The 24739-nt window shown below is 70.6% G+C and carries 23 protein-coding genes and 1 pseudogene; 14 read left to right on the top strand and 10 right to left on the bottom strand.

Annotated elements, in window-relative coordinates; translation table 11 throughout:
- Positions 1-40: 40 nt before the first annotated feature.
- Complete coding sequence (locus ACSNOD_RS03255; protein WP_436765172.1) at positions 41-829, top strand: amidohydrolase family protein; 789 nt, start codon at positions 41-43, stop codon at positions 827-829.
- 725 nt (positions 830-1554) lie between these two features.
- On the opposite strand, the gene ACSNOD_RS03250 is transcribed toward ACSNOD_RS03255, so the two are convergent.
- From ACSNOD_RS03250 to ACSNOD_RS03240, 3 genes are all read right to left on the bottom strand, one after another.
- Positions 1555-2184, bottom strand: coding sequence for a pentapeptide repeat-containing protein (locus ACSNOD_RS03250; protein ID WP_436765171.1), 630 nt, complete (start codon positions 2182-2184; stop codon positions 1555-1557).
- A gap of 266 nt (positions 2185-2450) precedes the next feature.
- Entirely contained in the window at positions 2451-2789 is a 339-nt protein-coding gene (locus tag ACSNOD_RS03245; RefSeq protein WP_436765170.1) for a hypothetical protein, read from the bottom strand.
- 101 nt (positions 2790-2890) lie between these two features.
- The gene (locus ACSNOD_RS03240; protein WP_436765169.1) at positions 2891-3646 is read right to left on the bottom strand and encodes a hypothetical protein; all 756 of its coding nucleotides are present in this window, start codon (positions 3644-3646) and stop codon (positions 2891-2893) included.
- Positions 3647-3648: 2 nt separating this feature from the next.
- On the opposite strand from ACSNOD_RS03240, the gene ACSNOD_RS03235 reads away from it, so the two are divergent.
- Together ACSNOD_RS03235 and ACSNOD_RS03230 are read left to right on the top strand one after the other, a co-directional pair.
- Positions 3649-4641 carry a phytoene desaturase family protein gene (locus ACSNOD_RS03235; protein WP_436765168.1) on the top strand — a complete coding sequence of 331 codons (993 nt, stop codon included), beginning with the start codon at positions 3649-3651 and terminating at the stop codon, positions 4639-4641.
- 227 nt (positions 4642-4868) lie between these two features.
- On the top strand, positions 4869-5054 hold the full coding sequence (locus ACSNOD_RS03230; RefSeq protein WP_436765167.1) for a hypothetical protein: 186 nt from the start codon (positions 4869-4871) through the stop codon (positions 5052-5054).
- A 214-nt stretch (positions 5055-5268) separates the two neighbouring features.
- Here the strand turns inward: ACSNOD_RS03230 and ACSNOD_RS03225 are convergent, their stop codons facing one another.
- Both ACSNOD_RS03225 and ACSNOD_RS03220 read right to left on the bottom strand, forming a co-directional pair.
- Positions 5269-5907 (bottom strand): hypothetical protein, encoded by a 639-nt coding sequence (locus tag ACSNOD_RS03225; RefSeq protein WP_436765166.1) that lies wholly within the window; start codon positions 5905-5907, stop codon positions 5269-5271.
- Between the two features lie 75 nt (positions 5908-5982).
- Positions 5983-6238: pseudogene (locus tag ACSNOD_RS03220) on the bottom strand (transposase); the annotation flags it as partial.
- A 144-nt stretch (positions 6239-6382) separates the two neighbouring features.
- Between ACSNOD_RS03220 and ACSNOD_RS03215 the strand changes: the two are divergent.
- On the top strand, positions 6383-6583 hold the full coding sequence (locus tag ACSNOD_RS03215) for a hypothetical protein (RefSeq protein WP_436765165.1): 201 nt from the start codon (positions 6383-6385) through the stop codon (positions 6581-6583).
- Positions 6584-6800: 217 nt separating this feature from the next.
- On the opposite strand, the gene ACSNOD_RS03210 is transcribed toward ACSNOD_RS03215, so the two are convergent.
- Complete coding sequence (locus tag ACSNOD_RS03210) at positions 6801-8042, bottom strand: erythromycin esterase family protein (protein ID WP_436765164.1); 1242 nt, start codon at positions 8040-8042, stop codon at positions 6801-6803.
- An 85-nt stretch (positions 8043-8127) separates the two neighbouring features.
- Positions 8128-8700 carry a Tn3 family transposase gene (locus ACSNOD_RS03205; protein WP_436765163.1) on the bottom strand — a complete coding sequence of 191 codons (573 nt, stop codon included), beginning with the start codon at positions 8698-8700 and terminating at the stop codon, positions 8128-8130.
- Positions 8701-9544: 844 nt separating this feature from the next.
- Between ACSNOD_RS03205 and ACSNOD_RS03200 the strand changes: the two genes are divergently transcribed.
- The 6 genes from ACSNOD_RS03200 (at position 9545) to ACSNOD_RS03175 (ending at position 16525) form a co-directional block, all read left to right on the top strand.
- Positions 9545-10414, top strand: coding sequence for an NAD(P)H-binding protein (locus ACSNOD_RS03200; RefSeq protein WP_436765162.1), 870 nt, complete (start codon positions 9545-9547; stop codon positions 10412-10414).
- Positions 10415-10710: 296 nt separating this feature from the next.
- Positions 10711-11097, top strand: coding sequence for an ectoine synthase (locus ACSNOD_RS03195; RefSeq protein ID WP_436765161.1), 387 nt, complete (start codon positions 10711-10713; stop codon positions 11095-11097).
- On the top strand, positions 11097-12701 hold the full coding sequence (locus ACSNOD_RS03190; protein WP_436765160.1) for a class I adenylate-forming enzyme family protein: 1605 nt from the start codon (positions 11097-11099) through the stop codon (positions 12699-12701). Before ACSNOD_RS03195 ends, ACSNOD_RS03190 begins: the two co-directional genes overlap by 1 nt.
- Positions 12698-13861, top strand: a complete 1164-nt coding sequence (locus ACSNOD_RS03185; RefSeq protein WP_436765159.1) for a hypothetical protein — start codon at positions 12698-12700, stop codon at positions 13859-13861. The genes ACSNOD_RS03190 and ACSNOD_RS03185 overlap by 4 nt, the downstream gene beginning before the upstream one ends.
- Positions 13858-15225, top strand: a complete 1368-nt coding sequence (locus ACSNOD_RS03180) for an acyl-CoA dehydrogenase family protein (protein WP_436765158.1) — start codon at positions 13858-13860, stop codon at positions 15223-15225. Before ACSNOD_RS03185 ends, ACSNOD_RS03180 begins: the two co-directional genes overlap by 4 nt.
- A 16-nt stretch (positions 15226-15241) precedes the next feature.
- The gene (locus ACSNOD_RS03175) at positions 15242-16525 is read left to right on the top strand and encodes an MFS transporter (protein WP_436765157.1); all 1284 of its coding nucleotides are present in this window, start codon (positions 15242-15244) and stop codon (positions 16523-16525) included.
- Between the two features lie 97 nt (positions 16526-16622).
- Here ACSNOD_RS03175 and ACSNOD_RS03170 read toward each other — a convergent pair whose 3' ends face one another.
- Positions 16623-17444: an NAD(P)H-binding protein gene (locus ACSNOD_RS03170; protein ID WP_436765156.1), complete on the bottom strand. Its 822-nt coding sequence runs from the start codon at positions 17442-17444 to the stop codon at positions 16623-16625.
- Between the two features lie 88 nt (positions 17445-17532).
- On the opposite strand from ACSNOD_RS03170, the gene ACSNOD_RS03165 reads away from it, so the two are divergent.
- Entirely contained in the window at positions 17533-17913 is a 381-nt protein-coding gene (locus ACSNOD_RS03165) for a winged helix-turn-helix transcriptional regulator (RefSeq protein WP_436765155.1), read from the top strand.
- 139 nt (positions 17914-18052) lie between these two features.
- Here the strand turns inward: ACSNOD_RS03165 and ACSNOD_RS03160 are convergent, their stop codons facing one another.
- A complete protein-coding gene (locus ACSNOD_RS03160) occupies positions 18053-20869 on the bottom strand; it encodes a tetratricopeptide repeat protein (RefSeq protein WP_436765154.1) in 2817 nt (938 codons plus the stop codon).
- Between the two features lie 165 nt (positions 20870-21034).
- On the opposite strand from ACSNOD_RS03160, the gene ACSNOD_RS03155 reads away from it, so the two are divergent.
- Positions 21035-22426, top strand: coding sequence for a serine/threonine-protein kinase (locus tag ACSNOD_RS03155; protein WP_436765153.1), 1392 nt, complete (start codon positions 21035-21037; stop codon positions 22424-22426).
- 200 nt (positions 22427-22626) lie between these two features.
- Here the strand turns inward: ACSNOD_RS03155 and ACSNOD_RS03150 are convergent, their stop codons facing one another.
- Entirely contained in the window at positions 22627-23247 is a 621-nt protein-coding gene (locus tag ACSNOD_RS03150; RefSeq protein WP_436765152.1) for a GNAT family N-acetyltransferase, read from the bottom strand.
- Between the two features lie 188 nt (positions 23248-23435).
- Between ACSNOD_RS03150 and ACSNOD_RS03145 the strand changes: the two genes are divergently transcribed.
- Positions 23436-23675, top strand: coding sequence for a hypothetical protein (locus ACSNOD_RS03145; RefSeq protein WP_436765151.1), 240 nt, complete (start codon positions 23436-23438; stop codon positions 23673-23675).
- A gap of 287 nt (positions 23676-23962) precedes the next feature.
- Positions 23963-24736 (top strand): class I SAM-dependent methyltransferase, encoded by a 774-nt coding sequence (locus ACSNOD_RS03140; RefSeq protein ID WP_436765150.1) that lies wholly within the window; start codon positions 23963-23965, stop codon positions 24734-24736.
- The last annotated feature ends 3 nt before the right edge of the window (positions 24737-24739 follow it).

Below are 24739 nucleotides of genomic sequence, written 5' to 3'. Positions count from 1 at the left end.
CGGGCCGACCGTCAAGCAGGCAAGCAGGGAGTGAACCTCATTGATCATCGATGCGCACAGCCACGTCCACGACCCCGTCGAGGCACACGTGGCGCTCCTGGACGAGGCCGGGGTGGACCGCACCGTGCTGTTCGCCACCCGCCCGCACCCGGAGCGAGCCGGTGACCTCGCCTCGCTGCGCCGGGAGATGGCGATCCTGGAGGAGGCCGTCGGGGGCCGGCCCGCCACGGTCGAGGGGTATCGCGGCGCGTGGCGGGAGTTGGACGCGGCGCTCGCGGCGCGGCCGGAGCGGTTCATCGGCTTCCTGTCCGTACCGCTGGACCTGGCGCCGGAGGAGATCGCCGCGACCGTGGAGCGCGAGGTCGTCGGGCGCGGGTTGCACGGGATCGGCGAGCTGACGCCGCCGCCGGGACGGGCGGGGATGATCGAACCGGTGCTCCGGGCGGCGGCCGACCACGGTGGCCTGCCCGTGGTCGTGCACGGGTTCGCTCCGACGACGGCGGCGGACCTGGTGACCCTGTCGGCGCTCGCGGGCCGCTATCCGAGGGTTCCGCTGGTGGTCAGCCAGCTGGGAGGGCTGAACTGGATGGAGGCCGTGGAACTGGTACGGGACACCCCGAACATGTACCTGGAGCTGTCCACGGCCAATATCGTCTTCGCGGTCCGGCTGGCCATCAAGGAGATCCCGGACCGCACCCTGTTCGGCTCGGACGCCCCGTACGGGGACCCGGTCCTCGCCCGGGCGCTGGTGGAGCGGGTCACGCGCCCCGGCGAAGTACGTGACCGGGTGCTCGGCGGGACGATCGCCGAACTGGCCGGCCTCACCTGAGACGGTCCGGGCAACCCCGGGTGCGGCGCCGACGGGCTGTGCGGACGTCGTACGGGCCGGTTCAGCGCGCTGAGGGAAACCTTGCCGGCCAGTCCGGGGCTCTCGGCGGGCGCCCTGTCGTGGCCGGAGTCGCGGAGCCCGTTCTCGTACAGCACCATGAAGGCCGCGCACGCGGCTGCCATCAGGCCGCACAAGGTCAGGATCACCGCCGTCCCGGCCCGGGCCCGCCCGCGGCCTGGGGGAAGAGCGCTCGCGCGGTCGGGGCGGCCGACGGGGTGGCGGATGGTGACGGTGTCGCCGGCCACGACCGTCGGCGCACCGCCGATCTCCTCAAACCGCGACCTCTCGCCCCGGGAGTCGAGGAACTCGTAGACATGGCGACGCGTGGTGCGCCGCCCGTGGCCGTGCCGGCGACGGGCGACGACATACGCGCCCACGCAGCGCCCCACGGTCGTGACCCCGCCGTCCCAGGCCGCCCGCAGACGTCGCTGCTTGAGCACTGCCCGGGCCGCCGTGCCGAGGCAGAGGACGATGATCAGGGCGGGTGGGACGAGTAACAGACGGTCCATGCGGCCTCCGAGGGTGCGGTGGGTGTTGGGGCGTGTGTGGCGCCTTCGTCCGAGCCGGACGAGAGCGCCTGGCGCTTCTGGCGGGTGCGGCCGGCGGCATCGGAGCCAGGGTGCCCGGGCGCCTCCGCCATCCCCTGCCGTTTCCCGACCGCCGCCTCAGGCGGGCCGAAAGCGGAATTCTCCCGGGCCGATCTCCTCGGTGTGCGCTGCGAGTTCCCGCGCTTCGGCCTTGGGCCACCAGCCGGTGTCGCGGGACCATGTGGCGCGGTCGAGCGCGCATTCCGCGGCGATCAGCCGGGCCTCGACGTGAGCACCTCTCAGGTCCGCGGCGGTGAAATCGGCTCGGCAGAAGTCCGACGACCGGATGTGGGCCTTTCGCAGGTCCGCCCCTGCGAACGTGGCCTCGGGGAACCAGCTCAACGACAGAAGTGCGTGGCGGAGAGAGGCCCGTGTGAAATCGGCACCCGTGCCATGGGTGAAATAGGTTTCCACCCTGTCGAGATTCGCCCCCACGAGCCTGGCGTCGAACAGCGCCGCCTCGCTCAAATCGGCGTCCTCCAGGTTGGCCCCGGAAACATCGGCCTCTTCCAGGTCGGCGTCCGTCAGGTCCGCTCCCCGCAGATCCGCTCCTCGCAGGTCGGTTCCCCTCAGCCTCGCATGGCGCAGGTCGGCCCTGGCCAGCGCGGCCCCCCGCAGGTCGGTACCCGCGAGCTCGACTCCCCGCAAGCCGGCCGCGGCCAACGACTTGCCAGCCCGCACCGCACCGGTGATTTCGTCAGGATTCATCGCCGGTGACGCTATGTCATACCCGCGGCGGCGCCCAGCGAATTACGGCCCGCATCCGCCTGAGACGTCCATCCCGGGCAAGTCGGTCCCGCGGTGCGAAACCCGTTCACTCCCGCCGTGTTACTTCCCCTCGCGAATCGGGTGAGGCGAAGAGTGGGGGCCGGCCGCCGTCGTCCGCCGACGAGCGAGAGTGGCGAACTGCCACGCGGCGGCGTACAGCAGCAGCGCGACCGCGAAGGAGGCGCCCGCCCTCTTGGCCGCGCCGGTCAGTACGCCCTCGGCGAGGGTGCCCCACGGGGCCGGGACCGTCCTGGAGGGGTACGTGGCTCGCTCGCGCCGCCGCCCAGGTCGACGGTGGTCGGGTGGGTGTAGTCCACGTCCGTCACAGAGCGGTAGGCGTGGAAGTCCTCCCGGGCGTTGACGACGCCGCCGAGTACGGGGGTCACGACCAGCACCGTCACCACGCTCCACCGCAGGACAGGCCCCAGACGGCCGCCGGTGCCACCCCCGGTCCGCAGTCGCTCGCGACGGCGCCACAGATGCCGGCCGATGGCCACCAGCCCGAAGGCGGTGCTCGCGTACTGCAGCAGTCGGGCGACCGACAAGCCCCCGGGCCGGGGCGCGCAGCGGCTGCATGTGGGTGACGCCCGATGAGGGCGGCCGGCTGGACGAAAGGCCCGTTCAAAGTGGGTGGCGCGCCGCCTGGTCAGATCCGGTGGCGCACCGCATGAACGACCACGGTGAGCGCGGCCACGAGCGGCAGCAGGAGAAGGATGCCGAGGACGGGCCACGGATCGCCCCAGGCGTCCGTGTAGGCGTAGGCGACCAGGGGAGGCGAGGCCACGGCCATCGCGCCGAGCTTCCGCAGGCCCGAGGACCGTGCGCGCAGGGCGAGCGCGGCCCCCGTGCAGGCGAGGACCAACATCGGCCAGGCTCCGTAATCCGTGCTCACGCCGAAGGCCCTCGTGTCCACGACGACAACGGGGAACCACGCCACCAGCGCCATGGTGCCGGCCGCCACCGACAGTCGCCTGTCACCGCGCCGGTCCGGAGGGCAGGCGAGCACCACGGCGGCGGTCAGCAGCGCCGCCACGACAGGAGCGACCGCCCCCTCACCCGACATGGGGGCGGCGACGGCCCCCTGCACGGCCGTCCCCAGCAGCCCGCACACGGCCGCACCCGCGCCCAGCGCCCATCGGCCGGTCAAGGCGATGACCGCACCGACGCACACCAGTGTGGAGAGGAGCAAGGACAGAGCCGAGCCGGCGTCCATGGCGGAGAGCTGGACCCCCACCGGGGCCGGCGAGAGGACGAGCCCGGCGTACCAGCGCGTCAGGTGCAGCCCGCTGTCCACCGCGCCCGCCGCCAGCGCGAAGGGGGCGGCCAGCGCGAAGAAGCGCCCCTCTGTCCGGCCAGCGGACCCTGCCGCACGACGTCGCAGCCCCGCTGCTGCTAGGCCCACGTGTGCTCGGACATCTCCTGCGGGCCAACGGGCTGCGCACCGAAGCTGCCCGCGCACTGCTCACAGGGGTCGCGGCGCACGCGATGGGACGGCTGCCCAGCTTGGCCGCCGGCGCCATCGGACTGCTTCTCGGGCACCTGGCACACTCGACCAGCTGGCCGCTGCCCCAGGGCGGCAGTGTCCGCATTGCTGAGGCCCTGGCCGAGGACCTGCGGGCTCACGGCGGCATGCTGCACACCGGCCACCGGGTCACCGACCTGGCCGAGCTCGACGCCCGGGTGATCATGCTGGACACCTCACCGCGCGGCCTCCTCGCGCTGGCCGGCGACCGGTTGCCACCGCGCTACCGCCGGGCGCTGGATCGCTTTCACTATGGCCCAGGCGCCGCGAAGGCCGACTTCCTGGTCAGCGAGCCCATCCTCTGGGCCGACCCGGAGGTGGGGCGGGGTGGGACAGTGCACCTGGGAGGCACACGCGCCGCGACGTTCGCGACGGAGAACGCGGCCGTCCGGGGCGAGGCCGCCGAGGAGCCGTTTGTTCTCCTGGTCGACCCCGCCGTGACCGACCCCGGCCGCGCCGTGGGCGGACGCCGCCCGGTATGGGCCTACGCACACGTACCGAACGGCGATGGTCGCGATCCGGTGCCGCTGATCACCCGCCGCATCGAGCGGTACGCGCCTGGCTTCGCTGACACGGTCATCGCGGCGCGTGGCGTGCCGGCGGCCGAATACGAGGCGTACAACCCCAACTACGTCGGCGGGGACATCTCGACCGGTGCTGTGACCCTGCGCCAGTCACTGGCCAGGCCAACGGCACGCTGGGACCCGTATGCCACACCGCTGCCCGGCGTGTACCTGTGCTCGGCGGCCACCCCGCCAGGCCCGTCCGTCCACGGGATGTGCGGTTACCTCGCGGCTTTGTCCGCGCTCCGCCGCCACCACGGCATACGAACACCACCTGACCTGTCCCCCAACAGGAAAAGGAAGATCTCGTGATGCGTCCACAGATATCGGGCAGCGGCCGCTGTGCCCTGGGGGCAGTGCCGTGAGCGCTACCCGCCACGGCGGTTCGTGCCCGCAAGCGGTGAGTCGACTCGATCGAGAACCACCTGCTCAAACGCGCTTCTCATCGCTTGAGCAGGTGGCTTTCAGTCGAACGGTCGTCCGTTCGCCCCGCAGGGAGAACCTGCCATGTATCCCGACAGGAGAAATGGAGAAATGACGTGAGCCTTGCTGCCGAGTTCGCAAATGACCTACTGGTCGAAGTCAGCCCGGGTCTGCTGCCGGTCACCGATCCCGTCGATCGGTCACCGGAAATGGGCACGGAATGGACCGCCGCTACGGTTCCCGGGATCGTCGTCCGCGCCGTGACCGTGGGTGTGTCCGGACGAGTCGCGCGCCAGCGCTGATCGCAGTCGGGCGGAGCCGGCCGGGGCGCGTGAACGCACGCTGCCCCGGCCGTGCCATGTCATTCGCAGTTTGGCCTGATGGTCAGCGGCAGCCCGTCGTGCGACCTCGCCTGTGGAGCATTACCCACGGCAAGAACCCTGCGAGTAATTGTCTGTATTTGTGGATTGTTGGCTCAGGCGAGCGGTTGGGTTCTGTTCGTGGCAGCGCGCCTGGCTATCCCCGTCCGGGACGCAGTAGGACCTCGCTGCCTATGGGTGTGAAGCCGCAGGCGAGGAAGGCGCGTAGGGAGCGGGCGTTGCCGGGGGAAACGGCGGCGAAGACCGGGTCGGCTTCCGGAACCAGGGAAAGGGCGTCGGTGAGGAGCGACCGCCCGTGTCCTTGGCTGCCGTCCTGGATGTTGTGGAGTTCGATGCTCAGCTCGCGCCGCCCGGCGAGGCCGTCGGCCAGGGTGACGAGGCCGCGTTCGTCTCCGTAGACCTTGACGTTCGTCCGCAGCTCCCGGGCATGGCGGACGCGTGAGTGATCATCTGCATCGGTCAGCTCTGCCAGGTGTGGCGGGCCGCCCGTGCCGCGAGCCGTGAGTGTCGCGTCGGTGACGCCGATCCAGCCCTTCGGGCCGGCCAGGTGACGCAGGAAGTCGGGGGAGAGCGACGCACCGAAGCCATCTGGTCCCAGGGTATGTACGGCCTGGCTGGTCATGGCGGTGGCGACGACGGCGTGGCCGGTGAAGGCGACCGAGCACTCGAGTCCCCCAGGCAGGGGCGGCAGCACCGTCACCCGGCCGTCGACCGGCGGGAAGCAACCGTCGGCGGCGGTCAGGAAGAACGTCAGGAGCGGGTGCGATACGCCCACGGTTGCTCACCTGTCTGTTGAGGAAGCCGGCAGGGAGCAAGTGTCGGACAGTCCCTGGCGATCAGTCGAGGTTGTTCATGCTGCGAGGGTTGCCGGGCGTTCGACGAGCCGGCCACGTTCGAAGCAGGTACCGGCCCGGACGGGCGACAAGGTGGGGTGCCTTCACCCTTTGGTGACCCTGGTCCGCAGACGGACAGTGGCGAAGGTCGACTCGATGGGGTTGGGTGGTCCGCGGGTGCATCCACTGCTCGGCCGGGAAGTCGTAGAACGCCAGCAGCTCGTCCTGATCGTCGGTGATCTTCGCGACGGCCTTGGGGAACTTCGCCCCGTACGCCTGGCGAACAGCTTGACGGCCTCCACGGCCCTGTTCTCCCGAAGCTGCCACGAAGTGACAAGTAACTCAGGGTGTCGTTGGGGCCTTGGTTTCCGTACGGGGTTCTGGAACTTCGGGGCCGGCGAGGGTAGCGAAGTCGGCGTGAGCCTGCTCGACGGCTTCTGGGTACGTCTCACGCTTGGCGTGCTCGGCGAGCGTCCGGTAGATGCTGGCCACCGAGGGGCTCTGCCCCTTTCGCTTGCCGGTGCGATGATCAGGTCGCGCTGGACCTGCTCGACGGACTCGCCGCCCGCGCGGCGCCGCAGCACGGTGTGGAGCGAGCGGCACGGCGAGCCGGGCTGAGCGTCACACTTCGGACGGGCGCGCCTCGACATCGTCGGCGTCCGACCAGTCGGTGGGGGAGGGCTGCTGAGGGCTCGTCATGGGCCCGGATGTTCGCGCAATGCAAGTCTCAGAGGGGGTCCGCCCCGCTTTTGAGTGAGAACGGTTTCTGAGAGTGAATCCGGGTGCGGCGGGGCTCCGGCGGCTCGTTCTTGGTCTTGCTCGCGCAAAGGACCGTTTATGAAATTCGGAGAGGCCGTGATCCGGACGAGACCGCGATGTAGGCCAGTCCGTCGTACTCCTCCGCCAAGGAGGAAGGGCTCAGATTGAAGCGGTAGGTCCAGCGCGGCACCATGGCGCCGAAGGTCCGCGTGCCGTGCCGGCCGTTGAGCCACGCCTGTACGGCCCGCGGCGCGTCGACTGCGCTGCGCAGGTCCACGAGATGGTTGCCGGGGTTGGCGGTAGCCAGCTGGGCCTCAATGGTGCCGGGGCGGGCAGGGCCGATCCGGTTGGTGACGGCAGCGCTTGATCGGGGACGGGACCATGGGCCGGGCCATATCCGCCGGGCGCGAAAAGCGCCGCTGCCGAACAGCAGGCCGAGTGCGTAGTAGGCGTCGCCGTACCGTGAGTGAAGGTGTTGTCCTAGCGCAGGTACCGCGCCACCGTGACGGCTCTTGGTGATGTGCCCGTTGTGCGCCCAGAGGGCGACCTTGGCAGACGGATCTTCGAGGATTGTCCCCACAGCGTCTGCCATGTAGCGGTCGCGTGCGGCAAAGACGGTCTGTTCCGGGTCCGCATGGTGTCTGGCGCGCGTCACCAGGTCGGCGGCCCGGACCAGCACCTGGGCATGCCGAAGCGCGTCGGCTGCGTCGGGGCCGAGTTTACGGAGGTACGCCAGCACCTCCTCGGCATCGAGGACCAGGCGCCGCTGAGGATCGGGTCGCGATCCTGGGTAGGCCGTGGCGAGCACGCGGAGCGGGGAGAGAAGTCCGGTTGCGCGGTCGGGTGCTGTCCTGTGGAGGAAGGAATCGATCACGGCCAGAGAGCTGCTGCACTGCTGTGGGTCGATGCCGATGAAACGAACCTTCCGGTCCTCTTGTCGCCCTCGGTTGTAGTCGCGCATCCACTCGATCATGGCGAGCACCTCGTGAGTCCGCCATGTCCAGAACCCCAGCCCGTCAAGCACCTGCGCGGCATCACCGACGCCGTGGCGGACATAGGCGTCGACATCTGGGGCGGCCGACGCACTGGCCTCCATGGCCAGGGCCGAAAATCCCAGCTCTGTCACCAGGAACTCCAGCAGGCGATGCTTGAGCTGGAAGAACTCGCGCGTCCCGTGGGTGGCCTCCCCCAGCCCCACGATCCGCACGCCGTCGAGAACTTTCTTCAGTGGTTGGAGATCAGCAGTTGACTCGCCCGCAGTGAGGAAGTTCAACGGCAAAGCGGTCTGAGCCAGCCAGCACGTCACCTCGTCGGACACGGCTTTCCCCTCTGTTGCCGTCATCTTCGCTGAAGCCAACCATGCCGACGTGTGCTCAGGAAGCTCGGCCGTGACGCGTACCTGTTCAGCCCTGAGGAACGGCAGCGGCCGTCGGGGAAGTGCGCGGGCCAGGCACGCTGGCCGACGCAGGCACGAGGCTCAGGGCAAGGTGCCTGTGCATGTCCAGTTCGAACCGGCCGTAGGGGTTCACGTGGGTCCAGAACAGTGGGGACAGGGCCTGCCGGTCGGCGTCGGTAAGCCGCTTCTGCCACTTCTCCTCGCTCAGGATGTCCTGGGGGAGCAGGGTGTTGACGTGCACCAGCGCGGACTGGAGGAGGTGCAGGGCGAGCATCGAGACCTCCTGGGACTCCTTGTCGGAGCCGGTCGGGTCGCCGTCCTTGCGTAAGTCGTACTGCTGACGGATCAGGTCCCAGTCGATCGTCTTGGTCGACAGCACCGGTGCCAGGTCCGGCCACGTCTCGCCCTCCCCGGCTGCTGGCCGGTACAGGCGTGCCGAGCCGACGTTCTTCAGCCGGGGCAGCAGGTTGAAGCCGAGCATGTGGGCGAAGGCGAACCCGACGATGGAGGCGCCGTGCGTGTCGGTGTACTGCTGGTCGATCTCCACGTCCGTGCAGTGCCGCAGCACGCCCTCGATCATCGCGGCGACCTCGGGGGCCGAGCAGGACGAACAGCACCAGCAGCAGCCGGCGCCGCAACTCCGCTTTCGGTACCGCCTCCCTGGTGGCGACCGAGGCGAACTCGGCCTCCTTGAGGATGTCGATCAGGTCGATGGTGCCCCAGCGGCGCTCGCTCTCCGCCTTCAGCGCGACCAGGCTCGAAGGCTCCTCCTGCTTGCCCAGCGGCGAAACCTTGATCCACAGCTCGCCGTGCCGCTTGACGATGTCCACCCCGCCCGTGGCCCCCAGCGCCAGCGCCGTGTCGAAGCGGGTCAGAGCCTCGCGCAGCCGCTTCTGGAGGGTCTCGATGAACTTCTCCGGGCCCTGCGGCTGGCGGATCGCGTCGTAGTGCACATCGCGGTTGTCCTCGAAGTCCGGCGGTAGATCGTCCTCCGGCTTCCGCCATCGGTCCGCCACCGGCACCCAGATCTACCGGCGCCGCAGGGCGTCCCACAGCGCCACGAGCACGCTCGTCCACGACCGCCTTGCGCCACTCCTCGCGCACCACCCCGGCCAGCGGGATCTTCTATCTTCTGCACGAGCTGGATGAACAACTCCACCAGCGAGTCGGTGATCTCCGTCTCCCGCACGTGGCACAGAGTCGACAGCAGCGTTTACCGCACCGGCCCGGCCGCTCTCGTCCCGCTGGTCGACTAACTAGGTTACGTACGAGTTGACCTCGGCCTCCAGCGCGGCGGCCAGCATCCTGCGCGCGCCTTTCGGGACGAACTCGTCCAGCGGCGACGCCCCGCCAGTGGTGCGCTGGAGAACGGCATCGGGTCCCGCACGACACCCTGACGGACGTGACGAGACGAAAGGTGATTCATGACCATTCTGGTGACGGGGGCGACCGGCAATGTCGGGCGGAACGTCGTGCGTCGACTCGTGGAGCTGGGACACGACGTGCGGGCCCTGCCCCGCAGGGCGCGGGCCGGGGCGTTCCCCGCGGGGGTCCGGGTCCACGAGGGTGATCTCACCCGCCCGGAGACGCTGAAGGACGCCCTGGAGGGCGTCGACGCGCTCTTCCTCTTCCCGGTGGCGTCGACCGCCGAGGAGGTGGTCGGTATGGCGAAGACGGCGGGCGCGCACCGCATCGTGGTGCTCTCCTCCGGCGCGGTCACCACCGGCTTCGACACCGACTTCCATCTGCCGGTGGAGCGGGCGGTCGAGGCTTCGGGGCTTCAGTGGACGCATGTGCGCCCCGGCGAGTTCGCCATGAACAAGCTGGCCCTGTGGGGGCCGTCCATCCGCGCGGAGCGCGTGGTGCGCGACCCGGCCCCGGACGCCGCGTGGTTCCCGGTGCATGAGCAGGACATCGCCGACGTGGCCGTCCTCGCCCTGACCGAGAAGGGCCACGCGGGTCAGGCGTACACCCTCGACGGGCACGAACTCCTCACACGTCGGCGCCAGGTGGAGCTCATCGCCGAGGCGATGGGGGAGGAGATCCGCTTCGAGGTGGTGACGGCGCAGGAGGCCCGCGAAATCTATCTCGCGCAGGGGGGCTTCGCGGCGGAGAACGCCGACTTCCTCCTCGGGTTCGAGGACTACGGTGGCAATGAGCCGGCCCCGTCGGAGGTCGAGGCGTTCGATCCCTCGCCCCTCGGCCCCATGCCGACGGCCGAGGCCGTCACCGGACGGCCCGCCCGCAGCTTCGCGCAGTGGGCACGGGATCACGCCGACGACTTCCGCTCCTGACCGGCGCGTGGGGTCGCCGGTGTGCGCCCAGTGTCCAGCGATCGACGGCGGCCATCCGCTCCTGTGGAAGGGGGAAGCGGGCGCGGAGAGCCTTGCCGATCGAACACGCGATGGGGTAGCGTCCCGACAACTCACTGGACGCCTCGGCGTGATCGCTCGCCGACGCGAACGGCTTCAGCCACGTACGTGAACCTCTTCGTCGGACACCTCGCCTTCGCGATGTCCGGCCGCGTAATTCGGCACCACTCCCCACACGGCCCCACATGTTCGTGCGATCACCACCCTGGAGTGCTCCGATGCTGATCCGATCTCTGGCGGAATTAGCCGGATCGAAGTACGAGGTCGAGTGGGGGAACGGCATCAGCCTCCGGCTGCTCACCGCCGCGGACAACATGGGATTCACCGTGTGCCACACCGTCGTACGTGCCGGCACCTTCTCCCACCTCGAATACCGCTCGCATCTCGAAGCCTGCTACTGCCTCTCCGGCACCGGGCAGATCGAGGAGCCCTCGGGGGCCGTGCACCGCATCACCCCCGGCACCCTGTACGCGCTCGACAAGCACGACCGGCACTGCCTGCGCGCCGACCCGGGCAGTGACCTGACGCTGCTCAGCGTCTTCAACCCCCCTCTGCAGGGCACCGAACGCCATACCCTGGACCTCGTCGAAGCATCGTCCTACTGATGTCACGCGGACCCGCCGCCAGCCCCCGTACCCCCCTGCACGTGCTGTTCGCCCGGCACGCCGCGGAGCGCCCCGGGCGGGCCGCGCTCACGCTGGACGGGGTGGACACCTCGTACGGCAGGCTGAACGCGCTGGCCGACCACTACGCGGCGGCGCTGCCGCTCCTCGGCGCCCGGCCCGGCGACCGCGTGATGGTGCACGCCGAGATCTCGGTGGACGCGGTGGCGGCGGTCCTCGGCATCCTCAAGGCGGGGTGCTGCGTCACCACCACGCACCAGACGTTCGCCCGCGCCAAACTCGTGCACCAGATCGACGACGCCGACGCCGCCGTCCTGGTCACCGACCGGGCCGAGGACCTGGGCGACCTCTTCGGCGACACCGACCTGGAGGCGGTGATTCCACTGGGCGGTGGGAGCGGCGGTGGCGGTGCACCGCAGCGCCGACCGCGCCCGCTGAGGCGCCCCAGGAGGGGCCCGGACATCCCCCTCGAAGGCCCGCTGGCCGCCCTGTTCTACACCACCGGCTCCACCGCCGACCCCAAGGGCGTGGCGATCAGCCACGCCAACATGTCCGCCGCCTTCACCGCGGTCACGGGGTACTTCGAGAACACTCCCGACGACGCGGTGCTGAGCTTCACCCCGATCGGCGCGGACTTCGGCTTCTACAACATCATGATGCCGCTGGCCTTCGGCGGCCGGGCAGTGCTCCACCGGCGCCTGCCGGACCGCCCGGAGCAGATCATCGAGACCATCAACCGCGACGGCGTCACCGCCGTGCACGCCTTCCCCTCGCTGCTGACCCGGCTGTGCGCGGCAGAGGACCTCGGACGGCACGCGATGCCGTCCGTCCGGTACCTGTGCAGCACCGGGCAGTGGCTCCCACCCGGGCACATCGCCGCGCTGCGCGGCGCCTTTCCGGCACTGCGCATCCACTCCATGTACGGCCTCACCGAGTGCAAGCGGGTCTGCGGGCTGCCGCCGGAGGAGATCGACCGGCGCCCCGGGTCGGTCGGCAGGCCCATCCCCGGCGTGCGGGTGACGCTCGTCGACGACACGGGAGCCCCGGTCACGGAACCGGACACTGTCGGGGAACTCGCGGTCTCCGGCGACCTGGTCATGCAGGGCTACTGGCGCCGGCCCGAGCTGACCGCCCGGGTCCTGCGCACCGACGCCTCCGGCGGCCGGACGTTTCTCACCGGCGACCTCTTCACGCGCGACCGGGACGGTCACCTGTACTGGAGAGGCCGCAAGGACGACGCCTTCAGCCGGACGCTGCTCCAGGTGGACCCGCACGAGATCGAGGCACTGCTGCGCGGACATCCGGACGTGGCCGACGCCGCCGTGGTGCCGGTGCCGGACGAGCGGGCGGGCAACGTACCCGCCGCCTGCGTCGTCCTGCGCGCCGGGGCCGCGGCCAGGGCGGAGGAACTGCGTGACTTCTGCGCCGAGCGGCTGGACTGGCACATGGTGCCGGCCGCGGTCGCCTTCTACGCGGAGCTGCCGAGGACCGCGTCGGGCAAGACCGACCGGCTCGCGCTCCGCCACGCGCTGGCACGGGACCCACATCTCATGGCCGACGGCACGGAGGGGAGAGGGCGACGATGACACCCGAGGACGCCACGGGGCCGAAAGACGCCATGGAGCCCGGGGACACCACGGAGCCGAAAGACGCCACGGAGCCCGAGGACGCCACGGGGCCGAAAGACGCCACGGAACCCGGGCACACCACGGAGCCGGAAAACACCCCCGCGCCGGAGCGCACACCACCCGCCGGAACACCGGCGTACGTGACGGCCTCGTCCATGATCGGGCTCGCGGACCGGTTCGACGCCATCGCGACGGGCCGCGACCAGGTGCCCCGGGCACCGGTCCGCTCCACGATCCGGGCCCAGATCCACGACCGGCGGCTCCTCGACTACCAGGACGCGATGGTCGAGCGCTCGGGCCCCCTCTTCCTGCACTTCCTGGCGAGCGTGCCGGGAATCCTGGAGGAGATGTCGCGCGTGGGAGTCGCGCTGTCCCGGCTGGTCGAGCGCAAGAACGCGGCGGCAAAGCCGCGGGACTTCACCTTCTACGAGGCCGACGCGTTCGACGGCACCAACGGACGGACACTGGCCGCCTTCTCCCAGGGCCGGATCAAGACGCTGACCAGCTCCCCGAACAGGGCCAACGAGCCGTGGTTCCACCGCTACGCCGACCCGGACCTGTCGCGCTACTTCCCCGAGTCGCTCTTCCACCTGACGCGCCGCACGCTGCGCGAGCGGGACGAGTACGCGCCGTTCCGGGACGGCGTCGACTTCCTCTACGAGACGGCCGCCTTCCAGTTCTACGGCAAGGAGCGCGCCGCCCAGATCGCGCACGTCACCGACGTACTGCGACCGGGCGGGCTCGCGTTCTTCCTGGAGAAGCTCGACCACCCCGACCCCCAGGAGTACCTGCGCCGGGAGCGGGCCAAGGACGAGGTGCACAAGGCGGCCTACTTCACCCCGGAGGAGATCGAGCGCAAGCGTCGGCAGATGCTGCTGCGCATGACCGACGGGCAGGTCGAGTTCGACGACCTGGTGGCGGCGCTGGCCGAACGGTTCGACCACGTCCATGTGATCTGGCACGCCACCAACTTCTACGAGTTCGTGGCCTCGGACGACGCCGAATCGCTCGCGGAGTTCCTGGAACTGGCCGGCACGCCGTTCATCCCGGAGGAGTTCGTGTTCGACGACCCGGTCGCGCGCCGGGTCGGCGGCCGTGCGCCGGAGGGGACCGCATGAGCGGCGAGGGCGCCCCGCCGGCCGCCGCGGACCCCGAGGTCTGTGCCCGGGTCGAGGCGCTGGCGGACACCTGGCGGGGGCGGGCCGCCCGTGCGGAACGCGAGCGCACCCTGCCGCGCGAAACCGTCGAGGAGCTGTTCGACAACGGGCTGCTGAGCCTGGTCGCACCCGCCTGCCACGGGGGCCTGGGCAGCAACTGGCCGACCCTGGCCGAGGCGGCCCGTCGGGCGGCCCGGGCGTGCCCCTCCACCGGATGGACCATCGGGGTCGTCGGCGGGCACGCCGCGCTGGCCGGCCGGCTGCCGCGGGAGGTCTCGAAGCTGCTGTTCGCCGGCGGGGCACGGAAGGTCTTCTCGACGGCGTCGGCCCCGGTCGACGGACGGATCTCCCGCGTCCCCGGCGGCTTCGAGGTGACGGGGCGGTGGCGGTTCTGCTCCGCCGTCGACCATGCGCACTGGATCGTTCTCAACGGCTGGTACGAGTCGGCGAGCGCGCCGGAACGCGTCCTCGTCCCGCTCCGCGCCGACCAGGTGCGGGTGGAGGACGGCTGGCACGTCTCCGGCATGTCCGCCACCGGCTCCAAGGACATCCGGGTCGACGGCGTCTTTGTGGCACGGGACCTGGTCGCGTCCTTCGACGCGTGCTTCGGCGAACGCTGGTCGAGCGGGCACGGGCCCGCGGACTATCTCAGCGGCGTGCCCTATCTGCAGTACATGAACAGCACGGTCATCGGGCCCCTGCTGGGCTGTACCGAAGGAGCGTTCGACCGTTTCACCGCCTCGCTCGGACCGCGCGGCGGGGGCCGGCCGCGGGCACTGGACCAGCCGCTGGTGCAGGACGGGCTGGCGGAGAGCGCGGCGGAACTGGCCTGCGCGCGACATCTGTACGACGCCGTGTGCGGCACGCTGCACGCGGCGGGCGTCGGCCGGCGGGCCCTGACCCCCAGGGAGAGCGCGGTCATCGGCCGGGACCGGGCGTATCTGGCACGGCTGTGCGTGCGCGCCGTGCACCGGCTGGTCCAGCTGGCCGGAACCGCCGCGCACCACGACGAGAGCACCCTCGCGCGCCACTGGCGGGACCTCCAGATGATGGCGGCACACCGGGACGTGAGCTGGGCGCTCAACCTCCCCGCGTACGTGGCCGTGGCCCTGGCAGCAGGGGACGCGGAGCCCGGGGACACGGAGCCCACGGCCGCCGCGGAGGCCGGGGAGACGGAGGCCCGGGCCACGGAGTCCACGGCCACGGACCCCGGGAGCACGGAGGCCCGGGCCACGGAGCCCACGGCCACGGACCCCAGGAACACCGCGGACGAGGACGCGCCGGAGCACGGACCCACCCCGGCGCCCGTACGCGCACGCCGCTGACAGCCGCGTGAAACGCGTGGCGCCGGCACCGGGCGGCGGCTTCGCCCGAGAGGACGTACGCCCGCTGCTCGGCGGCTTCCTGCTCTTCTTCCTCTCCTCCTTCGGTCAGACCTTCTTCGTCTCCCTGTTCTCCGAGGACATCCGCACGGAGTACGGGCTCTCGCACGGCACGTTCGGCGGCCTCTACATGGTGGCCACGCTGGCCGGCGCCCTCGCCCTGGTTCTGGCGGGCCATGTCGTCGACCGCCGCTCCGCGCGGGCGGTGGTCCGCGTCATCGTCCCCCTGCTCGCCCTGGGCGCGGCGGCCATGGCCCTGTCCCCGCATGTGGCGGTGCTGCTCGCGGCTCTGGTGCTGCTGCGCTTCTTCGGGCAGGGCATGATGACGCACACCGCGTTCACCCTGATGGGGCGCTGGTTCACCCGGCAACGGGGTCGGGCCGTGGCGGTGGCGACGCTCGGGTTGAACGTGGGTGAGGCGCTCCTTCCGGTGCTGGCCGTCGCGGTGACCGCCGCGGCCGGCTGGCGGTCCGCGTGGTGGGGGGCCGCGGCGGTGCTCATCGGTGCCGGCTTCCTCTTCCCGGCGCTGTTCGCGCGGGAGCGTCGACCGCGCGCCGAGGCGCCGGACGCGGGGGGAGTGGGGGAAGCGGAGGACGCGGGAGGCGCCTGGGCGGCTGCTACGACCACCCGCAGCTGGACCCGCGCCGAAGCGCTGCGCGACCCGTACTTCTATCTGCTGATGCCGGCCGTCGCGGCGCCGTCGCTGATCGGCAACACGGTCTTCTTCCACCAGGCGTACCTGGGGGAGCTGCGGCACTGGTCGCCGGGGACGAGCGCGTCGGCGTTCGCCGTGTACGCCGCGACCACCGTGGTGTGCAACCTGTCCGGCGGCCAGCTCCTCGACCGGCTCACCGCGCTGGCCATGCTGCCGTACTTCCTGCTGCCGCTCGGCTGCGGACTGCTCGTGCTCAGTACGGCGGAGGGCCAGTGGAGCGTCTTCGCCTTCATGGCGCTCTACGGCGTCACCAACGGGCTGTCGCTCAGCCTGTTCGGGGCCACCTGGCCGGAGGTGTACGGCACCGGGCACCTCGGCGCCATCCGCGCGGTCGTCGTGGCGGTCGTGGTCTGCGCGGCGGCGGTGGGCCCGGGCCTGAGCGGGCTGCTGATCGACGGCGGCGTCAGCTACCCGGGGCAGATCGCCGCCATGGGCGTCCACTGCCTGGCGGCGTCGGCGCTCATGCTCCGGGTGACGCGGCGGCTGCGCGCCCGCTGCCGCACACCGCCCACGCCCCTGCCCGGCTGAACAGGAACGCTGCACCACCCCCTGCGGCCCACCCGCCACCCGGAGACGAGAACTCGCCGCCCCCACCGCGGTCGTCGGCGTCGGCGGCGCCGCTCCACTAAACGCTCACCGCCGGCCGGGCGGCGGACGCCGCCGCGACGGCCGCGGCCAGTGGATCGCGGGGTGCGCGGCCGAGGAGGTCGGTGAGGTCCGGCGCGGTACCGTCCAGGAAGCCGTGTCGGATGCTCGTGGCGATCGAGGCGAGCATCGGCGGCTGGAACGGGAGAAGCCCCGGAGTCTCCTCGAGGAGCCTGCGCCGGTACTCGCCCAGGCCGATGGCGCGATGCGCCACGCCGAGCTCGTCGGCCACCTGCCTCGCCGTGATCGGTGTGCCGACGAGGTCGTAGACACGCCCGCTGTGCCGTGCCGGGTTCGCCGCCACCACCGCCGCGGCCTCGGCCAGGTCCTCGCGCGCGACCGCGGCCAGGGCGCCGTCCCCGAACGGGGACTCCAGCCCGTGATCGGTCCAGATCAGCAGGCCGCCGAACAGTTCGGCGTACAGGCCGTTGCGCAGGATGGTCCAGGGCAGCCCGCTCGCCCGCACCAGGCGCTCGGTCGCACGGTGTGCCAGCGCGAAACCGAGGTGATCACCGGCGGTGGTCAGGCTCGTGTAGACGACATGGCGGACGCCATCGCGGACAGCGGCGTCCAGCACTGCCGTGTGCCGCTCGACGACCTGGTCGTCCTCGGCGTACCCGGCGGAGACCAGCACCAGAGTCGACACCCCGGCCAGGTCGAGGCTCGCATGGTCGTCGAAGTCGAGGCGCCGCACGCCCTCGGCCGCCTTGCGGCTGCCGCCCATGGCGACGGCGCCGCCGGCGCGCAGCGCCGCAAGCGTGGCCGAGCCGAGGTTTCCGTTCACTCCGGTCACCAAAATCATGATCGATCGCTGTCTTCCGTAGAGGTACGCATCAGTAATTACGCTTGATCCTCGATCACTCGCCCACCGGCCACAAGAAGGCAGTTTCATGTCACCCACGCACACCGGGGTAACCACCACCCCCGCCGACCTCGATCCCTGCGGGCGCGAGGACCACCCCGACTGCGGCATCCGCGACGTCCTGGACCGCATCGGTGACAAGTGGTCGGTGCTCGTGATCGTCGAACTGGCCGGCGGGCCGCGCCGCTTCCGTGAACTCCAGCGCGCCATCGACAACATCTCCCAGCGCATGCTCACCCTCACGATGCGCCGGCTGGAGCGCGACGGTCTCGTGCTGCGAACGGTCTATCCGACCGTGCCGGCACAGGTCGACTACCGCCTGACGGAGACGGGGGCCGGCCTGACCCACCTCGTCAAGGCCCTCGCCGACTGGTCCCTCGCCCACCGCGCCGCCATCGCCGAGGCGTGACACGCGTACGACCGGGCCCACCCCGACCACGACATCCGTTGACGCGAGCCTCGGCCGTGTCGACGCCGAGGCCGCGCGGAGCCCCGCGCGGCGTGTCACGCCGGGCGGCCGGCCCGGACCCCGCCCGGGCTGCGCGCGGTCATGCGGGCAAGGCTTGGCGGAGCCTGCGCCGCAGGGCCCGCACCGGGTCCGCGGGCAGATCGAAGACCGTCACGGCTTCGTCCATATCGCCCAGCGCCTCCCGGAGATGAGCCTCGGCCGGGCCGCTGTCGAGCAAGACCTCCAGCGTCTGCTCGGCATTCGCCCAGTTCTGGCGTGCGCACTGGACGACGAACAGGCCCGCTGACGCGTCCGTGGGACTGGGGAAACTGCCCTGGGGGGCGCCGCGGTGCAACGCGTCGGAGCGCAGCAGTTCCTCTTCCCACCCCGGTCGCTGTAGCAAACGCAGCACCATGGCGAGCTCGTAACACCTCCAGGCATCAGTCGGTGCCCAGCCCGTTGGGGGCGTCACATCAGCGAGGGCATCCTCATACCGGCCGAGAAGGCGGTAGAGCCTGCCGCGATGGACCTTCGCCCAGGAATCGGAGGTGCGCTCGATGGCGCGGTCGAAATCGGCGAGCGCTTCTGCGTAGCGGCCCAGGCGCCGGTAAGTCTCCCCGCGATTGACGTACGCCCAGTTGTAATCCGGTCTCAACTCGATGACGCGGTCGAGATCGGCGAGAGCTTCCTCACCACGGTCCATGTACCGGTACGTCTCGCTACGGTTGACGTAAACCAGGAAGGAATCCGGGTCGAGTTCGATGGCGTGGGCGTGATCCGCGAGAGCCTCTTCGAAGCGCCCCATCCTCGCATGTACTCGCCCGCGGGAAGAACGCGCCAGGGAATCGCGTGGTGCGAGGGCGATGATGCGGTCGTAGTCGACGATGGCTTCCTCGTAACGCCCCATGCGCATATACAGCCCGCCCCGATTGTTACGGGCGATGACGTGCTCGGGGTCGAGTTCGATCGCGCGAGTGAAGTCGGCGACCGCGTCGTCATAGCGTTGCAGCGATATGCAGGTGGTACCGCGGCGCAGATAGGCATCGGCGTTCGCGGGTTCCAGTTGGATGGCGTGCGCGAAGCCGGCCAGTGCCTCTTCGTAGCGGCCCATGCAGGTGTGAATCCAAGCGCGGCCCACGTGCGCGCCGGCCAGATGCGGGGCGAGGCCCAGTGCGGTGGTGTAGTCGGCCAGCGCCGCTTCCCAGTCAGCGCGATGACGGTGCTCGCGGCCCCGCAGAGCGTGGGCCAGAGCACGGCTGTCGGAGTCGAGCCCGGCGCTGGCGAGCAAGCGAGTGACCATGCTGATGAGGCCGTCGGGCCCGCTGTCCAGAGCGTCCAGGAAGTCCTGCCCGTACCGAGCCGGAGCGGGGGCATCGGTGTCGTGGCCGGCTCGGTGCAGGATCTGTGCCCAGCGCCGCAGGGCGGCGGTGCTGTGGTCGTAGGCGTGGAGGGTTTCGGTGAGGGCGGCGGGCAGGGCGCGCTGCGGATGTGCGCACAACCGGTGGTACGTCTCCCGCAGCCGGTTCTCCCGCCACCGCTGCTCCTGCCACCGGGGCCGCGGCGTACGCTCTTCCCCCTGTTCCTCGTGCCGGCGTCGCTGGGCATAGGTGTCGGCCAGGAGCGTGTGCTGCTGCTGCCACTGTTGGGGTGACTGGGTGCGTCGCAGGCGCACCATGGCGTCGCGTACGACGTCGTGGTAGCGGCAGCGACCGGACTGATCGGTGACGAACGGCCGCGTCCGCAGCCAGCCGAACACCTCCGCCCCGCCCTCCTCACCGGTCAACCGCCGACAGATGTCCTCGTCCAGCTCCAACGGCAGCGCACACGCCAGCGCGGCGGCGCGCCGGGCCGGGTCGTTCTCCCAGCACAGGAACCGTTCGACGGCGGTGCCGCTGGGATCGCCGACGTCCTCGGGCGCGGCGGGGCGGGACTCGGCCAGCAGGTGCACGAGCACCGGCAACCGCCCGGACAGGTGCAGGATGACATCGATGACCTGCTCGTCATGAATGTTTCGGGTGGCCAACAACTGCCGTGCCTCGGCTTCGGTGAACACCTGGAGCTCCAGTTCGTGCACCAGGTCCAGGTGATCGGCCCAGACGGCGGGGGAGAGGCGGCCTTGCCCGGCCGTCACCACCATCACACCGGCGGGCAGCTCCCCGTACCGCCCCTCGATGAGCACATCCCGCAGCCATACGTCCAGAAACGTGCCCGTCCGCTCGTAGGTGTCGAAGAACAGCACCACCCGCCCCGCCCGCTGCGCCGCCTCGCCGACGGCGCGGACGAACAGCGGCGTCAGCACCTCCAGCGGAGAGGCCACCAGCTGTGCGTCGTCGCGGTTGCGGAAACGGGCCGCGAGCGCGGTCCGGACGCGGTCGGTGCCGAGTGCCAGCTGCGTGGGGTCCATTGCCCCGACGAACGGCCCGGCCCCCGGCACCAGCCCCAGCCCCGCCAGCCCGACCTGCGAGGCCAGCATGCTGCCGGGGGAGGGCCCCGGCCGCTCACGAGCGGCTTCCGGCGCCGGCGCGCCGTCGACCGCCGGGGCGAGGGCCGCGGATTCGGCCTCGTGGCGCCGCTGCCGGTAGGTGGCCAGCGCCTTGTCGAACTCCTTGAAGCCGTGCCCCTGGCGCGCCAACTGGCCGCTGAAGGCTTCCATCGTCTCCACGACATCGGCCACCGAATCCCCCACGTACGCCGTCGCCGCACCGTGCTCGCCGGCGATCGCCTCCCATCGCCGTACCAACGTAGTCTTGCCCACGCCCGCCGGCCCGCGCACATGGAAGAAGAAGTCCGCCGCCTCGTCCTCCGGTGAGCGCTCCATGTGCTCCCGGAAGACCGACAACTCGCTGCGCCGGCCCACGAACCCCTCACGCCGCCGACGCCGAATCAACTCCCGCCGCGACACGCCCCGCTCCGCCACGCCTGTTCCCCCTCCCCGCGGACGCCACCTCCATCATGGCCTTCCCGAGCACCTGGAGGACCGGCTGCTGTCCGCTTCGCGGCCGGGTGTTGCCGCCGGATGGCCCACGGGCCCGGTAGAGGTCGGCAGCCTGCCCCGCAAGGCCGGCCGGGCTATATTCCGTCCGTGGACGACGATTCCGAGCAGCTCCTCGCGCAGAGATACCGGTTGACCCATCTGCTCGGCCAAGGCGGCATGGGCGCGGTATGGCGTGCGTACGACGAGCAGCTGGGCAGGGACGTGGCCGTGAAAGAGCTGCGGCTCCCCGAGCATCTGAGCGCCGCGGAACGCGCCAACTGGATCGCTCGGCTGGACCGGGAGGCGCGGGCCGCCGCGCGGCTCAAGCACCCGGGGATCGTGACCGTCCACGACCGCATCGCCGGTGCGGACGGACGGCCCTGGATCGTCATGGAGCTGGTGACCGGCGGGTCCCTGGACGACCTGCTGCGGGAGCGGGGCTCCTTGTCCCCGCAGCACGTCGCGGACATCGGGCGACAGGTGGCCGCCGCGCTGAGCGCCGCGCACCGGATGGGGATCACCCATCGGGACATCAAGCCCGCCAACATCCTCCTTGAGGACGGGCGGGCCATCCTGACCGACTTCGGGATCGCAGCCCTGGAGGGCGATGCCACCCTCACGGCCACCGGCATGATCATGGGGACGCCCGCGTTCATGGCACCGGAGCAGGTACGGGGGCTTCCGGCCACTGCTGAGTCCGACCTCTGGTCGCTGGGGGCCACGCTCTACACCGCCGTGGAGGGGCACCCTCCCTTCACGGGGTCGTCCCCCAGTGCCGTGCTGGTCGCCGTGGCGACGGAGGACCCGGCCCCTGTCGTGCGGGCTGGGCCTCTCACCCCCACGCTGGAGAACCTGCTCAGCAAGGAGCCGGCCACGCGCTGGACGGTGGCGCAACTGCAGGCCCAGCTGGACCGGTTGGCCGGCGCGCAGCCCGCGCAGCCCGCGCAGCCCGCGCAGCCCGCGCCCGCCGCGGCGCCGGCGCCTTGGCCCGCGGGCCCTGCGGGGCCGCCTGCCGCGCCCCGCCGACGGATATCTCGTCGGGCCGCGTTGATCAGCGCGGCAGTGCTGGCCCTTGTGGCGTCGTCGACCGGGTACGGGCTGTACGCGACGGGGGCCTGGGACAGGGGTAATGCCACTTACCAGGACAATCTTCAGGCAGCCAAGGGCATGGGCAGTCCGCGAGGCTTCACCGTGAAGTCCCGGGCCCGTACCGACGGCGACCGGGCGCGAGTGACCTACGTGGGAGGACCCTCCGACGGCAGAAGCACCGACGAGGACAACGCCCACAGGCAAGCGGTGAGGAGGTGGATCGCGGAGAGGCCAGGCGTTGAATCATTCGGGATGCCTGCCGTGGCCACCACGTGCATGACCGAGGCAAACGGCTGCCAGTGGCCCGTCACCGTCGTGGCCGGGTACGCCGAACCCGCGCTGGTCGACGTCCGAACCCGGACTCAGGAAGGCAAGTTCGTCCTCCAGGTCGAGGTCGGCCGCCCCGACTGAAGGCGAGGGCCCGTGCGTGCGCGCCCGCTTCGCGCGAGGTTTCCGCGCCTTGGCCAGACACTCGTCATGGTCTCGCCGGCTGTGGAGACGGGCCTCCCGTCGAAAGTCGCCTTGCCGTCCAGCTTGTCGGAATTATCGGCTCCAGGGGCACTGTGAGTCAGGTCTCGCCGTCGACTGATTAGCAATGATGACGCTCGTGTTCAACGGACGTTCCTTGAAAAGCGGCGGCAGACGTGCACGCGGGAGAACTGCTCACGCATGAGCTCTTCGTCTTCCAGACTGGCGTGGAGGAAGGCGGCCATCGGCCTCAGTCCCGCTCGGCGCCCCCTGACAGCCCGGCCTGGCTCGCCGACGTCGGCGTAATAGTTGGCGTAGACATGTAGGTAGTGATGGCTTTCGGTGAAGCCCATCGCCCGATACCAGCGCAGCGTCGCGGGATCGTCCCTTGTCCAGGCGTCCAGCGTAGGCACACCCAGCGCGCTGACACGGGCGCGTGCCTCGGCGAGAAGGGCGCGACCGAGGCCTTGGTGCTGATGGTCGGGGTGGACGCCGATGGTGTCGACGGTCGCCAAGTTCTCGTCAACGCTGACGTCAATGATCCCTGCGATGGCTTCCTGTTCGGCGACGGCGACAAGTGCGAAGCCGGGGGCGAGCACCTCAGGCTTGGCCGTCAGGACGTCGTCGAAGTATGAGGTGTTCAAGAAGGCGAGCACCCGGCAGCGCAGCCATGCAGTCTCGTCATCAGGGCGGTATTCACGTATGACGTGATGCAAGTCGGTGACCTCCGATACGCGGGGCGAAGTCCGGACGATGGCGGTCACGACGGGAGCATCACGACGGAGATTGTGCGGGCTGCCCCGCGCCTCGGCAATCGGTTTTGTCGTCATACCCCTTGCGGGGTCGGGTGGGCGGCACGGGGCCGGGCGGTGGTATCGAGTGCAAGGCACCGGTAGGACCTGCGCTCGGCTGCATCTCGGGCGGATTCGACTCGGCGGTAGCCTTGATCTCCATGCTGCGCGCATGGGTATTGTCGATGCTGCTGGTGCTCTGCGGCTCAGTCCTTGCGGCCGGGCTGGTCGCCAGCGGGGTCTCCGGTGCGGCCGCAGCCGTTCTGCTGGTCTTTGCGTCGAGCGCAGGCGTGAACTCGCCTCTGATCTCCCCGAAGTCGATCAGCGCGCTGGAGGCGCAACGCGGCAGCGCGGTTGACGGTCAGCCGGTCGTCTTGTGGCGACCGGGCACCGCCGGATAGCCAGCGGGCCGCACCTGCGGCAGGGGCGCCTCACTCGCCGGGGTGGGAGCGCGCCGGCTGCGGCTGGAGGGTCCTCATGGGCCGCGCCGGCCCCGCGCGACACGTCATGCGGTTGCTGCACGCCGCGCATGCCCAACTTGGTGGGGATGCCGTGCTGCTCCGCGCAACGCCCGTTCGCGGCTGCGTGATCGACTTGAGCCGGCGGTTACACGCAAGTGATGATTCCGCGAGACTGATCGCATCGCTAGGGCCTGTCCGGCGCATCTTGTGACTACTAGGCTGCGACGATGGATCGCTTAACCGATGTATCCGAGCGTTTCACCCGGTCTGCGGATCTGGCCCAGGTGAATGACTACGACAGTTTCGCTGAGGCGTACTCGGCGGAGACTGAGTGCAGCCTCGTGAATGCGTACTACGCGCGGCCCGCGATGCTGGACCTCGCCGGAGACGTGGCCGGCCGCCGGATTCTTGACGCCGGCTGCGGCTCCGGCCCCCTGTCCGCAGCACTGCGCGACCGCGGCGCCGTCGTCACCGGCATCGACACCAGCGCCAGGATGCTGTCACTGGCCAAGCGACGGCTCGGCGACGACGCGGACGTGCACCAGGTCGATCTTCGTGACCACCTGCCGTTCGACGATGGCACGTTCGACGTCGTGGTCTCTTCGCTGGTCCTGCACTACCTGGAGGACTGGCGGCCGACACTGGCGGAGTCGCGGCGTGTGCTCAGGCCCGGCGGGCGGCTGATCGCGTCGGTGGACCACCCGCTTGTGGCTTACACGATCCAGGAACCTCGGCCCGACTACTTCGCGACCACCAGCTATACCTTCGACTGGACGTTCGGCGGGCAGACCGTCCCGATGAAGTTCTGGCGCAAGTCGTTGCACGCGATGACCGATGCCTTCACCACCGCTGGCTTCCGCCTTTCCAACATCAGCGAGCCGCAGCCCGACCCGGCCGCCCGTGAACTCTTCCCCGATAGCTTCCACGACCTTTCGGTCAAACCCTGCTTCCTGTTTTTCGTTGTCGAGGTGCCGCCTTCGACCACCGGCTCGGACGACTAGTCA

Source organism: Streptomyces sp. URMC 123 (assembly GCF_051386515.1).
Taxonomy (GTDB): Bacteria; Actinomycetota; Actinomycetes; order Streptomycetales; family Streptomycetaceae; genus Streptomyces.
Note: the sequence above shows the minus strand (reverse complement) of the source record. Positions and strands in the feature narration are given on the sequence as shown.

Excerpts from the sequence above, each read along its gene's own strand:
- ACSNOD_RS03180 (WP_436765158.1), top strand. The coding sequence starts at position 13,858 with ATGAGCGGCGAGGGCGCCCCGCCGGCCGCCGCGGACCCCGAGGTCTGT.
- ACSNOD_RS03170 (WP_436765156.1), bottom strand. The coding sequence starts at position 17,444 with ATGATTTTGGTGACCGGAGTGAACGGAAACCTCGGCTCGGCCACGCTT.
- ACSNOD_RS03140 (WP_436765150.1), top strand. The coding sequence starts at position 23,963 with ATGGATCGCTTAACCGATGTATCCGAGCGTTTCACCCGGTCTGCGGAT.
- ACSNOD_RS03185 (WP_436765159.1), top strand. The coding sequence starts at position 12,698 with ATGACACCCGAGGACGCCACGGGGCCGAAAGACGCCATGGAGCCCGGG.
- ACSNOD_RS03205 (WP_436765163.1), bottom strand. The coding sequence starts at position 8,700 with ATGATCGAGGGCGTGCTGCGGCACTGCACGGACGTGGAGATCGACCAG.
- ACSNOD_RS03200 (WP_436765162.1), top strand. The coding sequence starts at position 9,545 with ATGACCATTCTGGTGACGGGGGCGACCGGCAATGTCGGGCGGAACGTC.
- ACSNOD_RS03250 (WP_436765171.1), bottom strand. The coding sequence starts at position 2,184 with ATGAATCCTGACGAAATCACCGGTGCGGTGCGGGCTGGCAAGTCGTTG.
- ACSNOD_RS03195 (WP_436765161.1), top strand. The coding sequence starts at position 10,711 with ATGCTGATCCGATCTCTGGCGGAATTAGCCGGATCGAAGTACGAGGTC.
- ACSNOD_RS03165 (WP_436765155.1), top strand. The coding sequence starts at position 17,533 with ATGTCACCCACGCACACCGGGGTAACCACCACCCCCGCCGACCTCGAT.
- ACSNOD_RS03145 (WP_436765151.1), top strand. The coding sequence starts at position 23,436 with ATGCTGCGCGCATGGGTATTGTCGATGCTGCTGGTGCTCTGCGGCTCA.
- ACSNOD_RS03190 (WP_436765160.1), top strand. The coding sequence starts at position 11,097 with ATGTCACGCGGACCCGCCGCCAGCCCCCGTACCCCCCTGCACGTGCTG.